15 protein-coding genes are annotated in these 13,807 nt (G+C 72.8%); 3 read left to right on the top strand and 12 right to left on the bottom strand.

All coding sequences use genetic code 11. The features are described 5' to 3' along the window. Positions 1 to 23 precede the first annotated feature (23 nt). The 4 genes from AB0C25_RS20305 to AB0C25_RS20290 all read right to left on the bottom strand — a co-directional run bounded on the left by AB0C25_RS20305 (position 24) and on the right by AB0C25_RS20290 (position 2,690). Positions 24 to 644 carry a DUF402 domain-containing protein gene (locus tag AB0C25_RS20305; protein WP_357375268.1) on the bottom strand — a complete coding sequence of 207 codons (621 nt, stop codon included), beginning with the start codon at positions 642 to 644 and terminating at the stop codon, positions 24 to 26. Positions 645 to 754: 110 nt separating this feature from the next. Then, positions 755 to 1,507: a YebC/PmpR family DNA-binding transcriptional regulator gene (locus AB0C25_RS20300; protein WP_357245360.1), complete on the bottom strand. Its 753-nt coding sequence runs from the start codon at positions 1,505 to 1,507 to the stop codon at positions 755 to 757. Positions 1,508 to 1,732: 225 nt separating this feature from the next. Beyond that, positions 1,733 to 2,029 (bottom strand): hypothetical protein, encoded by a 297-nt coding sequence (locus AB0C25_RS20295; protein ID WP_357375266.1) that lies wholly within the window; start codon positions 2,027 to 2,029, stop codon positions 1,733 to 1,735. Between the two features lies 1 nt (position 2,030). Then, positions 2,031 to 2,690, bottom strand: coding sequence for an NADPH-dependent FMN reductase (locus AB0C25_RS20290; protein ID WP_357375264.1), 660 nt, complete (start codon positions 2,688 to 2,690; stop codon positions 2,031 to 2,033). Positions 2,691 to 2,794: 104 nt separating this feature from the next. Here AB0C25_RS20290 and AB0C25_RS20285 point away from each other — a divergent pair, with 104 nt between their 5' ends. Beyond that, on the top strand, positions 2,795 to 3,646 hold the full coding sequence (locus AB0C25_RS20285; protein WP_357375564.1) for a helix-turn-helix transcriptional regulator: 852 nt from the start codon (positions 2,795 to 2,797) through the stop codon (positions 3,644 to 3,646). An 8-nt stretch (positions 3,647 to 3,654) separates the two neighbouring features. On the opposite strand, the gene pdxT is transcribed toward AB0C25_RS20285, so the two are convergent. The 6 genes from pdxT to pgsA form a co-directional block, all read right to left on the bottom strand. Next, positions 3,655 to 4,263 carry a pyridoxal 5'-phosphate synthase glutaminase subunit PdxT gene (gene pdxT, locus AB0C25_RS20280; RefSeq protein ID WP_357375262.1) on the bottom strand — a complete coding sequence of 203 codons (609 nt, stop codon included), beginning with the start codon at positions 4,261 to 4,263 and terminating at the stop codon, positions 3,655 to 3,657. A 2-nt stretch (positions 4,264 to 4,265) separates the two neighbouring features. Next, complete coding sequence (pdxS, locus tag AB0C25_RS20275) at positions 4,266 to 5,183, bottom strand: pyridoxal 5'-phosphate synthase lyase subunit PdxS (RefSeq protein ID WP_357375260.1); 918 nt, start codon at positions 5,181 to 5,183, stop codon at positions 4,266 to 4,268. A gap of 138 nt (positions 5,184 to 5,321) precedes the next feature. Beyond that, a complete protein-coding gene (locus tag AB0C25_RS20270; RefSeq protein ID WP_357375258.1) occupies positions 5,322 to 5,825 on the bottom strand; it encodes a hypothetical protein in 504 nt (167 codons plus the stop codon). An 84-nt stretch (positions 5,826 to 5,909) separates the two neighbouring features. Further along, on the bottom strand, positions 5,910 to 7,070 hold the full coding sequence (locus AB0C25_RS20265; protein WP_357375256.1) for a glycosyltransferase family 4 protein: 1,161 nt from the start codon (positions 7,068 to 7,070) through the stop codon (positions 5,910 to 5,912). Positions 7,071 to 7,128: 58 nt separating this feature from the next. Further along, positions 7,129 to 8,061, bottom strand: a complete 933-nt coding sequence (locus tag AB0C25_RS20260) for a phosphatidylinositol mannoside acyltransferase (protein WP_357375254.1) — start codon at positions 8,059 to 8,061, stop codon at positions 7,129 to 7,131. A gap of 46 nt (positions 8,062 to 8,107) precedes the next feature. Next, a complete protein-coding gene (pgsA, locus tag AB0C25_RS20255) occupies positions 8,108 to 8,737 on the bottom strand; it encodes a phosphatidylinositol phosphate synthase (RefSeq protein ID WP_357375252.1) in 630 nt (209 codons plus the stop codon). A 249-nt stretch (positions 8,738 to 8,986) separates the two neighbouring features. On the opposite strand from pgsA, the gene AB0C25_RS20250 reads away from it, so the two are divergent. Next, a complete protein-coding gene (locus AB0C25_RS20250) occupies positions 8,987 to 11,140 on the top strand; it encodes an elongation factor G-like protein EF-G2 (RefSeq protein WP_357375250.1) in 2,154 nt (717 codons plus the stop codon). Between the two features lie 351 nt (positions 11,141 to 11,491). Here AB0C25_RS20250 and AB0C25_RS20245 read toward each other — a convergent pair whose 3' ends face one another. Continuing rightward, the gene (locus AB0C25_RS20245) at positions 11,492 to 12,550 is read right to left on the bottom strand and encodes an aldo/keto reductase (protein ID WP_357375247.1); all 1,059 of its coding nucleotides are present in this window, start codon (positions 12,548 to 12,550) and stop codon (positions 11,492 to 11,494) included. Positions 12,551 to 12,635: 85 nt separating this feature from the next. Here AB0C25_RS20245 and AB0C25_RS20240 point away from each other — a divergent pair, with 85 nt between their 5' ends. After that, positions 12,636 to 13,130: a hypothetical protein gene (locus AB0C25_RS20240; RefSeq protein WP_357375245.1), complete on the top strand. Its 495-nt coding sequence runs from the start codon at positions 12,636 to 12,638 to the stop codon at positions 13,128 to 13,130. A 49-nt stretch (positions 13,131 to 13,179) separates the two neighbouring features. Here AB0C25_RS20240 and AB0C25_RS20235 read toward each other — a convergent pair whose 3' ends face one another. Further along, positions 13,180 to 13,692: an HIT domain-containing protein gene (locus AB0C25_RS20235; RefSeq protein ID WP_357375562.1), complete on the bottom strand. Its 513-nt coding sequence runs from the start codon at positions 13,690 to 13,692 to the stop codon at positions 13,180 to 13,182. Between the last annotated feature and the right edge of the window lie 115 nt (positions 13,693 to 13,807).

Below are 13,807 nucleotides of genomic sequence, written 5' to 3'. Positions count from 1 at the left end.
GGACGCCGGCGCCCGTTCGGGGCTCAGCGGGCCGGCGGCACCCGATCCCAGCCGGCGGGCAGCGAAGGCGCCGACCAGGCCGGGTCGGGCTGCCACGTCGCCCACGCCGGATCCCACCAGCGCTCGCCCGCGTCGAGCAGCGCCGCGATCCGGTCACCCTCGGCCTGGATGGCATCCCCCATGCCCGGGTAGCGGCCCTCGACGAGACGCTGGGCGAAGATCTCCACGTCCTTCCAGACGTAGGAGTCGGCGTCCGCGCCCCACCACAGGTCCAACTCGTGGTCCAGCGTGTCCACCCCGATCGGCGTACGCCGGACCGGGTCCTGGAGGTTGAAGTACCAGCCGGCGAAATCGCGCCCGGGGCCGGTCCAGAAGACGTCGACGGAGTGCGCCTCACCGGGGCGTTGCAGCATCAGCTTGCCGTGCCCCGACCAGGAGCGGTGCCCGGCGGTCTCCCACGGGTGACGCCCGCACGGGAAGACGCCAGCGGTGGGGAAGCCGAACTCGGCGCCCGACGGAAGGTAGAGGGCGAGCAGGTCGGGCGAATCCTCGACGACGATCGTCGGGCAGCCGAACCACACCTCGCCGCGCAGGACCTCACGTCGCACGACCACGTCGCCCGACGCGAACCGGTCTGCCGCCACTTCCCCACCTCCACGTTCGACGCCATCGCTTGGTCAGCTCGGCTGTGCGAAAGTCGGGGCATCCCAGCGCGAGGGACACCCCGACTTCCGTGCTTCCGAGTCGACCGCCGTCAGGCGTCGACCGCGGCCATCACGTCGTCGCTGACGTCGAAGTTCGCGTAGACGTTCTGCACGTCGTCGCAGTCTTCCAGGACGTCGATCAGCTTGAAGATCTTGCGGGCGCCGTCCTCGTCCAGCGGCACGTTCATGCTGGGGACGAGAGAGGACTCGGCCGACTCGTACTCGATGCCGGCGTCCTGCAACGCGGTGCGCACCCCGACCAGGTCGGTCGGCTCGGAGACCACCTCGTACGCCTCACCGAGGTCGTTGACCTCCTCGGCGCCGGCGTCGAGGACGGCCATCATCACGTCCTCCTCGGACGTGGCCTCCTTCGGCACGATCACCACGCCCTTGCGGGAGAACATGTACGACACCGAGCCGGCGTCGGCGAGCGAGCCACCGTTGCGGGTCAGCGCGGTGCGCACCTCGGTCGCCGCCCGGTTGCGGTTGTCGGTGAGGCACTCGATCAGCAGGGCGACGCCGTTGGGCCCGTAGCCCTCATACATGATCGTCTGCCAGTCGGCGCCGCCTGCCTCCAGGCCGGAGCCGCGCTTGACCGCGCGGTCGATGTTGTCGTTCGGCACCGAACTCTTCTTCGCCTTCTGGATGGCGTCGAAGAGCGTCGGGTTGCCGGTGGGGTCGCCGCCGCCGATCCGTGCGGCCACCTCGACGTTCTTGATCAGCTTGGCGAACATCTTGCCGCGCTTGGCGTCGATGACGGCCTTCTTGTGCTTGGTCGTCGCCCACTTTGAGTGGCCGGACATCTTCTACCTCCGTTGCTAGCCGCCGGCTGCATCGACCGCACCGCTCACGCCCCGCTCCCGCCGGCGCACGCGGAGGTGCCGGTCAGCTCTGGTGGAAGCCGTGGCGGGCAGATGGCCCTGCCGAATCTCCGCAATCCTACCGACGTCCCCCGGGTCGCTGTCATGCACCGCGCGCGGTGACCTCCCCACGCCCGCCGGAATCGGGCAGACGCGGGGAAAACGGAGTCACATCACGAATCCGTACGACCCCGTCACCGTGCACTCGACCATCGACCGCTCGTCGCACCGATCATCCAGCCCGGCCCGGTAGCGGCGGAACGACTCCATTTCGGGCAGCGGGCCGGGCAGGTCCGGGCCCCGCACGACCTCGACGAAACTCCGGCCACCGTCGAGCCGCAACGTCAGGTAGCGCAGCCCGGCGGGGTTGGTCCGGGCCAACTCCTCGTGGACGGCCGCGAGCAGCCGCAGATGTTCGGCCAGGTGCTCGGGACGCACCCGGTACCGGATCAGGATGGTCTCCATCTCAGCCCACCAGCTCCGCGGCACCGGCCGCCACCCGTGCCGGGTCGACCGGACGCCGCGCTCGGGACCAGGTCACGACCTCGGCGAGCATGCTGGCCAGTTCCGCCTCCCGGCCGTCGCTCGGCGCGAACCGGCCGGCGGTCCGGTCACCCGGGTCGGCCCCGGTGAAGTCGAAGTCTGTGAAGATCGACAGGGCCACTCCGGTCGGCACCACCACCGTCCGTACCTCGGTCAGGATCGCCCGCAGGTGGTCGGCTGCCCGGTTACCGCCCTGCACGCCGTAGCTCAGCACCCCGGCCACCTTGTCGGTCCACTCCGCGTACAGGTAGTCGATGCCGTTCTTGAGCGCGGCCGGGATGGAACGGTTGTAGTCCGGGGTGACGAAGACGAAGGCGTCGCAGGCGTCCACCACCGCCGCCCACCGCCGGGTGTGCGGGTGCCGGTAGTCGCCGAACAGCGCCGGCACCGGCTCGTCGAGCAGTGGCAACTCCTGCTCCGCGAGGTCGACGAGCGTGCAGACGGCGTCCCCGGCGCGGACCGCCTCATGCCGCTCGGCCACCTCCATCGCCCACCGGGCGATCGCCGCGCCGCGCCGGCCGGGACGGGTGCTGCCCACGATCAGACCGATCCGCAGCGGTCCTGGGCTCTGTGCGTTTGTCATGACCACGATCCTGTGCGCGACGGGACGGGTCGGGGAGACCGCCGCGAGGATGGCCCTGCCAGGGCCACCCACCGGCCGACGCCGGCTGCCAGACTGGGTCGGTGATGGACGGAGAGCTGGGCGCCTTCCTGCGCAGTCGCCGCGAGGCACGGCAGCCGGCCGACGTCGGTCTCGCCGAGGGTCCGCGCCGACGCACCCCCGGGCTGCGCCGGGCCGAGCTGGCGACGTTGGCGCAGGTCAGCGTGGAGTACCTGACCCGGTTGGAGCAGGGCCGCGACACCCGGCCATCGCCGGAGATCCTCGCCGCGCTCGCCGACGCGCTGCGCCTGGACAGCGCCGACCGGGAGCACCTGCGGCAGCTCGCCTCGGCCCAGCACGCCCGACACCTGTGCTCGGGCGACCGGCCGACGGTCTCCCGGACCGTACGGCCAACGGTCCGCGCCATGCTCGACGCGCTGCGCGACACCCCCGCGTACGTGCTCAACCGACTCGGCGACGTGCTGGCCTGGAACGAACCGTTCGACCGGTTGGCCCGCCCGCTCGGCCTGCTCGACGGGTCGCGACCGAACCTGGTGTGGTTCGTGTTGACCGACGAGCGGGCCCGCGAGCACTACCCGCAGTGGTCGGCGGTGGCCGACCAACAGGTCGCGCAGCTGCACCTGCTACGCCGGGGCGACCCGGCCAGCGACGCGTTCGCCGAGCGGCTGGCCCGGACGGTGGGAGCGCCGTTCACCGACCGCTGGAGGCGGCGGCCGGTGACCGCCGCACGGGCCGGCCTGCTGACGGTGCGCCACCCGGAGGCGGGGCTGCTCCGCCTCGACGTCGAGACGCTGGAGCTGGCCGAGGCCGACACGCAGCGACTGGTGGTGCAGTTGCCCGCCGACGCCGCCACGGCGGCCGCGCTCGACGAGTTGGCCGGCCGCCGCCCAGGGCACCTGCGCGCGGTCGCCGGTTGAGCGACGGGTCACGCCGAAGCGGTACGGACCAGATCCACGAAGTACGCGTGCACGCGCAGGTCACCGGTCAGTTCCGGGTGGAACGAGGTGGCCAGCAGGTTGCCCTGGCGGACCGCCACGATCCGGTCGGCCGCCGGCCCACCGGTCACCGACCCGATCACCTGCACGCCGGCGCCGACCCGCTCGACCCACGGCGCCCGGATGAAGACCGCGTGGAACGGCGCACCCGAAACGCCGCTGATGGTCACCGGCGCCTCGAACGAGTCGACCTGCCGGCCGAACGCGTTGCGCCGCACGGTCATGTCGATACCGGCGAAGCCCCGCTGGTCGGGTCGACCGTCGAGCACCTCGGTCGCCAGCATGATCATGCCCGCGCAGGAGCCGTAGACCGGCATGCCGCCGGCGATGCGCTTGTCGATCGGCTCGCGCATCTCGAAGATGTCGGCGAGTTTGCTGATGGTGGTGGACTCACCGCCGGGGACGACCAGGCCGTCCACCGCGTCCAGTTCCGTCGGACGGCGGACCGGGCGGGCGTCCGCGCCCGCCGCGGCCAGTGCCGCCAGGTGCTCCCGGACATCGCCCTGGAGCGCGAGCACACCGATGGTGGGCGCGCCCATGCCTACCAACCCCGCTCGGCCAGGCGGTGCGGCTGCGGGATCTCGTCGACGTTGATGCCGACCATGGCCTCGCCCAGGCCACGGGAGACCTTCGCCAGCACGTCCGGGTCGTCGTGGAAGGTGGTGGCCTTGACGATCGCGGCGGCCCGCTGAGCCGGGTTGCCCGCCTTGAAGATGCCGGAACCGACGAACACGCCCTCCGCGCCGAGCTGCATCATCATCGCCGCGTCGGCCGGGGTGGCGATCCCGCCGGCGGTGAACAGCACCACCGGCAGCTTGCCACTCTCGGCGACCTCCTTGACCAGCTCGTACGGGGCCTGCAACTCCTTGGCCGCGACGTACAGCTCGTCGGCCGGCAGCGACGACAGCCGGGCGATCTCCTGACGGATCTTCCGCATGTGGGTGGTGGCGTTGGAGACGTCGCCGGTGCCCGCCTCACCCTTGGAGCGGATCATGGCCGCCCCCTCGGTGATCCGCCGCAGCGCCTCGCCCAGGTTGGTCGCGCCACAGACGAAGGGCACGGTGAACGCCCACTTGTCGATGTGGTTGGCGTAGTCGGCCGGGGTCAGCACCTCGGACTCGTCGACGTAGTCCACCCCGAGCGACTGGAGGATCCGCGCCTCCACGAAGTGGCCGATGCGGGCCTTGGCCATCACCGGGATGGAGACCGCCCCGATGATCCCGTCGATCATGTCGGGGTCGCTCATCCGGGACACCCCGCCCTGCGCGCGGATGTCGGCGGGCACCCGCTCCAGGGCCATCACCGCGACCGCGCCGGCGTCCTCAGCGATCTTGGCCTGCTCGGCGTTGACCACATCCATGATCACGCCGCCCTTGAGCATCTCGGCCATGCCACGCTTCACGCGGGCCGTTCCGACGACGGGGGCGGTACCGGTGTTCGACGCGGTGTTCTCGGGCACGGGTCATCGCTCCTTGGACGGGCTCCGGCGGGGGCAGCGAAAATGCTACGCGCGGGTCAACGCCGTACCGACAGCCAATCAGACCCCCGGTGGCCTGCCCTGTGGCCCTGATCACCGGCTCCCCGGCGACCGACCGGGTCAGCTCGCGGGAACGTCCGCCGGGACGGTGAGGGTCGGGTCGTCGATGTCGAAGTAACGCGGCCACTCCCGGCCCCGTCCCATCCGCAACAACCGCACCAACGGGCGGCTCCGCGCCGATCGGGCGTCCCGGACCAGGTCGGTGTGCACCTGCCGGGACAGCGCGAGCCGGCGACTGGCGGCGATGACCGACCCGCAGTCCGGATCACCCGGATCCAACTGGACACCCCGCAACTGCCGGGTCAGGTCGTTCTCCGCCGCCTCCCGCTCGTCCGGGCTGGCGTCCAGGGCGATCCGGGCCGCCGCGTACAGCTCGACACCGAAGCGCCGCTCGGCCAGCACGGCGGCCGCCGCGGCCCGGCGCAGCAGGTGGGCGTCGAGTGCCCGAGCCGCCAGCTCCGCGCGGCCCTGCAACCGCTGCACCCGGCCGGCGGTCCAGACGAGGTACGCCGCGACCAGCCCCAGGACCACGATCGCGGCCACCACCCACCACATGTGCGGCATCGTAGTGCTGCTCCGTTCCGCCTCCGATTGGGCGCGGCCACACCGGTCACCCCGGTCGTCGTCCGCACCATCCGTCCCACCGGCTCAGCCCAGCCCCACCCATTCCTGGTCGATGACCCGCCCGTCGGTTGCCTCGATCGCCGCTGCGTATACCTCCACAACGCGACGAGCAACCACCGGCCAGTCGAAATTCGCCACGACCTGATCGCCGCACGCGCTCAACGCGGCCCGTGCGCCCTGGTCGTCCAGCAACTCGGTCACCGCGTCGCGCAGCCCCACCGGGTCACCAGTGGAAAAGAGCCGACCGGCCCGCCCGCCGTCGAGCACCCGCCGGAACGCGTCCAGGTCGCTGGCCACCACCGTGGTACCCGCGGCCAGCGCCTCGGTGAGGATCATGCCGAACGACTCGCCGCCGGTGTTCGGTGCCACGTAGAGGTGCGCGCTGCGCAGCATCCGCGCCTTGTCCGGTTCGGTGACCAGCCCCAGGAACGTGACCCGCTCGTGCAGGTCGGCCGGGAACTGGTCGTACAGGTCGTCGGGGTCTCCCGGGCCGGCGACCAGCAACCGCAGCCCCGGCCGGGTCGCGGCCAGCGCCACGAACGCGTCGCGCAGCACCGGGAAGCCCTTGCGCGTCTCGGTGAACCGGCCCAGGAAGCCCAGGGTGCCGCCGGTGCCCGGGGCACACTCCCCCGGCCAGCCCGGCAACGGCTCGGCGTCGGCGAACTTCGCCACGGCCACCCCGTTGGGGATCTCCACCGCCCCGCCGTCCATGTGCTCGACCTGCACCTTGCGGGCCAGCGCGCTGACCGCGATCCGGGCGGTGATCCGCTCCAACACGATCTGCAACACACCCTGCGCGGCGGCCAGCACCCGGGACCGGGTCATCGCGGTGTGGAAGGTGGCCACCACCGGGCCGCGCGCGGAGAGCACGGCCAGCAGCGACAGGCTCAGCGTGAGCGGCTCGTGCACGTGCAGCACGTCGAAGTCGCCGTTGATGATCCAACGCCGGACCCGGGCGGTGGAGACCGGGCCGAACGCGATCCGGGCCACCGAACCGTTGTACGGCAGTGGCACGGCACGACCGGCCGACACCACGTACTCCGGCAGCGGCGAATCCTCGTCGGCCGGGGCGAGCACGCTGACCTCGTGGCCGAGTGCGATCAGCGCCTCGGCCAGGTCCATGACGTGGTTCTGCACCCCGCCGGGGACGTCGAAGGAGTACGGGCACACGATGCCGATCCGCATGCGTCAGCGCCTCCCGCCCGCGACAGCGGAACACCGTCCCACCGTGCCCACCACCTCCTCAGGCCTGACCGGCGGCCGAGGGGGGCAGCGCCGTGCCGTCCCCGGGCCCCCGCTGGTCCAGCCACATCCGCTGCAACATGTGCCAGTCTTGCGGATGTCGGGCGATACCCGCCGCCAGACGGTCGGCGATCAGCTGAGTCAGCGTACGAACCCGCTGGTCCAGGGGCCCCGCCTCGGGCCCCGGCACCGGCAGCGGGCCGGCGAGCGACGCGCACGCCGCATCCGATTCGTACCACATCGAGGCCACGTACAGCGGCGCTCCGGTGTGCAACGCGAGCAGCGCCGGCCCGGCCGGCATGCGGGTCTTCCCGCCGAAGAAGTCGACCTCCACCCCCCGGGCGGACAGGTCCCGGTCGGCCAGCAACGGCACCACCGCACCGGCGCGTACCCGGTCCAGCAGCACGTCGAACGCCGGACGCGACCCGCCGTGGGTGGGCAGAATCTCCATCCCGAGGACCTCTCGGAAGGCCAGGAAGCGCTTGTACACGCCCTCCGGCTTGAGCCGCTCCATGACCGTGGTGATCGGCCAGCCGGTGGCCGCCACCCAGGCGCCCGCGGCGTCCCAGTTGCCGGCGTGCGGCAGCGCCACCACCGCGCCCCGGCCGGCGGCCACGTCGGCGGCGAGCAGCTCGGCGCCGTCGAGCCGGAAGCCGGACAGGATCTGCGCCCGACTCAACGCGGGCAGCCGGAACGCCTCCATCCAGTACCTGGCGTACGAGCGGAGCCCCCGCTTGACGAGATCGTCCAGCTCGGCCTCGGGCAGCTCCGGGCCGACCACCCGGCGCAGGTTCGCGCGCAGTCGGGCCGTACCCCCTCCGCCGCGGCGGTGGGCGCGGTCCGCGCCCGCCTGGAACGCCGCCGCCACCAACGGCCGGGGCAGCGCGCGGACCACCCGCCAGCCGGCGAGGTAGCCCAGCTCGGTGAGGTTCACGCGGCCCGGCCGCCGGTCGCCCGGCGCGGGGCCGTGGACGCGCCGCTCACGCCTGGCCGTCCGGCTGGAGCTGCTGGGCCTGGCGGTAGACGTGCGCCATCCGCTGCCCCACCGTGAAGATCGACACCGCGGCGAGCAGCCAGAGCGCGATCTCCAGCGCCGGCTTCACGTTCAGGCCGGTGAGGATGCCGCCGACCCCGACGATCAGCAGCCGCTCGGTGCGCTCGGCGATGCCCACGTTGCAGGTCATGCCGAGCCCCTCGGCGCGAGCCTTCACGTAGGAGACCAGGCTGCCGGCGGCCAGGCAGACCAACGCGGCGGCCACCCCGGAGTAGTTGCCCTGGGTGGCCAGCCAGTACGCGACGGCACCGAAGACGGCGCTGTCGGCGACCCGGTCCATGCTCGAGTCGAGGAACGCGCCGAACTTCGTGGAGCCGCCGCTCATCCGGGCCATCGTCCCGTCGAGCAGGTCGGTGAGCGCGAACAGGGTGACGATCAACGCGCCCGCGACCAGATGGCCGCGGGCACCGAGGCCGAGCGCGCCGACGAGCACACCAACGGTGCCCGCGACGGTGACGGCATTGGGGGTGACGCCCGCGCGCAGCAGGGCGCGGGCAATCGGCTCGACGACGCGGGTCATCCCCGCGCGGGCCGACACTTGGAAGATCTTCGCCATGGCGGTCCCCACGATAACGGTCCGCCCAGGTCCGCCGATACGGCCGCCCCTCCGACCCGCCCGGGAGAGGCTTGTGCCTACCCGGCAACGGGTGTGAGATCGAGGCGGAGGGTGAGCCAGCTCACCCGCCCACCCGTCCCGTTCCCGCTGTGCACGAGACCACCGGAGGATACTGCCGCGCACTCGCCCCGGGCCGCTTACCGTCGCGCGGCGGTCGCCACCCACCACCGGCTGAGGGAGGTGCGCCCCATGGCGCAGAAGCATGAGAAGGGTTCCACCGGCGGCGCGCCGGTGGTGACCGAGCCCGAGCGGGTTCGCAACGTGGTGCTCGTCGGGCACTCCGGTGCGGGCAAGACGACGCTTGTCGAGGCCCTGCTCGCGGCCACCGGCACGATCGGCCGGGCCGGCGCCGTGGTCGACGGCACGACGGTCGGCGACCACGACCCCGCCGCCGTCCGCCAGCAGCGGTCGGTCAGCCTGTCCTGCGCGCCGCTGCTGCACAACGGCATCAAGGTCAACCTGCTGGACACCCCCGGGTACGCCGACTTCGTGGGCGAACTGCGCGCCGGGCTGCGGGCCGCCGACGCCGCCCTCTTCGTCGTCTCCGCGGCGGGCGGCATGGACGCGGCCACCGTCGCGCTGTGGGAGGAGTGCGCGGCGGTCGACCTGCCCCGCGCGGTCGCGGTCTCCCGACTGGACCAGCCCCGCGCCGACGTCGACGAGACGGTGGCGCTCTGCCAACGCCTCTTCGGCGACAACGTGATGCCCCTCTACCTGCCGATGCTCGGCGACGACGGCGTGTCCACCGAGGGGCTGCTCGGCCTGATCACCCGCCGGGTCTTCGACTACTCCGCCGGACTGCCCGCCGACGTCCGCGACCCGGACCCGGAGCACCAGCGGGCCATCGACGAGTCCCGCGACGAGCTGATCGAGGGGATCATCGCCGAGAGCGAGGACGAGACCCTCATGGACCGCTACCTCGACGGCGAGGAGATCAGCACCGAGGTGCTCATCGACGACCTGGAGAAGGCCGTGGCCCGGGGGCACTTCTACCCGGTGGTGCCGGTCTGCGCCGAGACCGGGGTGGGGCTGGACGTGCTGCTGGAGGTGCTGACCGCCGCGTTCCCGTCGCCGTTGGAGCACGAGTTGCCGGCGGTGACCGGCGTCGACGGCTCGCCGCGTCCGCCGCTGACCTGCGACCCGGCCGGGCCGCTCGTCGCGGAGGTCGTCAAGACCACCATCGACCGCCACGTCGGCCGGGTCTCGCTGGTCCGGGTCTTCTCCGGCACGCTGCGCCCCGACCAGACCATGCACGTGTCCGGTCACGGCATGGCCGAACGCGGGCACCCCGACCACGACGCCGACGAGCGGGTCGGGCACATCTTCACCCCGCTGGGCGCCACCCTGCGGGAGGTACCGCTCTGCGTGGCCGGCGACATCTGCGCGATCACCAAGTCGGGCAGCGCCGAGACCGGCGACACCATCTCCGCCCGGGACGAACCGCTGCTGATCGCCCCCTGGGAGATGCCCGAGCCGCTGCTGCCGGTGGCGGTCGTCGCCCACCGTCGCGCCGACGAGGACGCCCTGGCCCGCAACCTCGCCCGCCTGGTCGCCGGCGACCCCACCCTGCGGCTGGAGCGCAACCCGGAGACCCACCAGTTGGTGCTCTGGTGCATGGGCGAGGCCCACGCCGACGTGGTGCTCGACCGGCTGCGCGCCGGCGGCGTCGAGCTGGACACCGAGCCGGTCACGGTGTCGCTGCGCGAGACGCTCACCGTGCCCGCGACGGGGCACGGCCGGCACGTCAAGCAGTCCGGCGGCCACGGCCAGTACGCGGTCTGCGACATCGAGGTCGAGCCCCTGCCCCCGGGCAGCGGCAACGAGTTCGTCGACCGGGTCGTCGGCGGCGCGGTGCCGCACAACTACATCCCGTCGGTGGAGAAGGGCGTCCGCGCCCAACTGGAGCGCGGCCTGGTCGCCGGCCACCCGGTGGTGGACCTGCGGGTGACCCTGGTCGACGGCAAGGCGCACAGCGTCGACTCCTCCGACGCGGCCTTCCAGACCGCCGGCGCGCTGGCCCTGCGGGACGCCGCCGACCGTGGTCAGCCCGCGCTACTGGAGCCGATCGACGAGGTCACCATCCGGGTGCCGGACGGCTCGGTGGGCGCGGTGCTGGGCGACCTGTCCAGCCGCCGCGGCCGGGTGCTCGGCACCGAACCGGACCCGGACACCGAGGGCCGCACCCTCGTGCGCGCCGAGGTGCCGGCCACCGAGTTGCTGCGCTACGCCGTCGAGTTGCGCTCCCTGACGGCTGGCACCGGCACCTTCCGCCGCCAGTACGTCCGCCACGACCCCATGCCCGCCCACCTGGCCGACCAGATCCGCAAGGAACACACTCCCTGACCCCCCGCCCCACCGCTCCTGCCGCCCGGAGCCCACGATCCGCGAGGCACCACAACTCGTGATCGAAGGGGCGGTGCGGCGGGTTGGCATGGCATGTCGCGCGCCCTGTAGAGCTGCCCCAGATCTGGGGCAGCTCTACCCGCGCGCCGGGACCTGACCGAGCCGCCGACCCAGGCACAGCGCAGCTTCACAGGTCACCGCCACCCGGCCTGGCCACCGCCCCAGATACGGGGCAGCTCCACAGGAGGCCGCAGGCACAGGTGGGGTGGGCACCTGAGTCCGGGACGGAACGGCGACACGGACCGAACAGGTATCCGGACGGGTGCGCCGGACGGGTACGGACGCCCCGCTTCAGGGGTGGACGGTGGGGTGCGCGGGAGGGGGCCAGTGGGGGCGGTCGGCGTCCAGCAGGGCGGCGGTGCGCAGGGCCGCCAACTGGCGCTCCACCTCGACGAACTGGTCCGCCGGCAACGGACCCCGATGTAGCGCGGCGGCGTTCTCCTCGACCTGGGCGACCGTACGGCAGCCGGGGATCGGGATGGTGCGGCCGCTGCGCGCCCAGATCCAGCCCAGCGCCCCCTGGGCGAGGGTGCGCCCATCGGCGGTGAGCGCCGCGCGGACCGCCCCGACCCGGCGCAGCCACTCCGGCGCGGGTCGGCCACCGCGGAACCACTCCAACCAGCCGGGGGTCAACCCGCGTACGTCGTCGCGGGGCAGCACCGACCCGGCCGAGTACTTGCCGGTGAGCAGGCCCATCCCCAGCGGTCCCCGGTTGACGCTGGCCAGGTCGTACTTGTCGCAGACCGCGAGCAACTCGGGGGCGTCCCGCAGCACCGACAGGGTGTGCTGCACGGCGGTGGCACCGGCGGCGCCGTGACCGAACGCGGTGGCCCGGTCGACCCGGTCGGTGCTCCACCCGTACGCCCGGATCAGGCCCTCGGCGACCAGGTCCTCGCAGGTGCCGACCAACGCCTGCGCCCGCGGCACCGACAGGTCGGCCAGGTGCAGCTGGTAGAGGTCGATCCGGTCGGTGCCCAACCGCCGCAGCGAGTCCGTCACGGCCCGGCGCAGGTACGCCGGCGACGCGTCCTCCCCGGTGGCCTGTCGGCTCGCCTCGTCGAAGGTGTAACCCCACTTGGTAGCGATCACCGCCTCGTCCCGGCGGCCCGCGAGCGCGCGGCCGAGGACCCGCTCGCCATGCCCGGCGCCGTACGTGTCGGCGGTGTCGAAGAGCGTGATGCCCTCCTCGAGCGCCCGGCGGACCGCCCGCACGGACTCGTCGTCGTCGACCGCGCCCCAGCCCAGCGGTTGGGTGCCCTCCGCCCAGGGCCCGCCGATCGCCCAGCACCCCATGCCGAGGGCGCTGACCTCGATGCCGCTGCGCCCCAACGTCCGCGTCGTGACTGCCATCGGCCGATCGTGCCACCTTCACCTGGTCGGGACGAGCAGATCCGCGGGCGGATACGCGGGCGCACGAAGACGGTCACGGTGCGGCATGATCAACGCCATGCGGCGGCTCGGGGTGGACATCGGCGGAGTGATCATCGAGCCGGCCGACGAGGACGCCGACACGTCGTTCTTCGGCGCGCACTACCTGCGTACCCCCGCCGTCGCCGGGTCGTTCGACGCGCTCGCGGCACTCGGCCCGGCATTCGACGAGGTGCACCTGGTGTCCAAGTGTGGGGAGGCCACCGAGCGGCGTACCCGGGAGTGGCTGGCCCACCACGACTTCCCGGCGCGCACCGGCATCCCGGTGGAGCGCGTGCACTTCTGCCGTACCCGCCCGGACAAGGCTCCGATCGCGCGGCGGCTCGGGTTGACCCACTTCGTGGACGACAAGTTGGAGGTGCTCGGCTACCTCGATTCGGTGCCGCACCGCTTCCTGTTCCGGCCCCGGCCGGCGCAGGTCGCCGCACACGCGGCGCTGCTGCCGCGCGTACACCGGGTGGAGAGCTGGCCGGAGCTGACCCCGCTGCTGCGCGGCGACTGACCGCGCCCGGCGCGGACGGCCGCGGCTCTGGCCGTCGCGCGGCCGGCGGTCAGGACGGCCAGGCGCGGACGAGGAGGTCGCGGGTGTCGCCGAGCAGCTGCGGCAGGACCTTGGTGCGGCCGATCACCGGCATGAAGTTGGCGTCGCCGCCCCAGCGCGGCACGACGTGCTGGTGCAGGTGCGCGGCGATGCCTGCGCCGGCCACCCCGCCCTGGTTCATGCCCAGGTTGAAGCCGTGCGCGTTGCTGACCTTACGGATCACCCGCATGGCGGTCTGGGTGTACGACGCCAGCTCGGTGGTCTCCGGCACGTCCAGGTCGGTGTAGTCGGCGACGTGTCGGTAGGGGCAGACCAACAGGTGCCCGGGATTGTACGGATAGAGGTTGAGCACCACGAACACGTGCTCACCACGGGCCACCACCAGGCTGTCCTCCGGCGGCAGCTTGGGCGCCCGGCAGAAGGGGCAGCCGGTGGGCTTCTCGTAGCCCTCGGCCGGGCGGTCCTCGCCGGAGATGTAGGTCATCCGGTGCGGCGTCCAGAGCCGATCCAGGCCGTCCGCCATGCCGTCGATGTCCGTGTGCCGTTCCGCCCCTGTCACGAGCCGATCCTACGGAGCCGTCCCGTCGGACCGCGACACCCGTCGCCGGGAAAAGCAAGTGCTGCACATTCTTGACGGA

This window comes from Micromonospora sp. NPDC048839, from assembly GCF_040649915.1.
Lineage (GTDB): Bacteria > Actinomycetota > Actinomycetes > Mycobacteriales > Micromonosporaceae > Micromonospora.
Note: the sequence above shows the minus strand (reverse complement) of the source record. Positions and strands in the feature narration are given on the sequence as shown.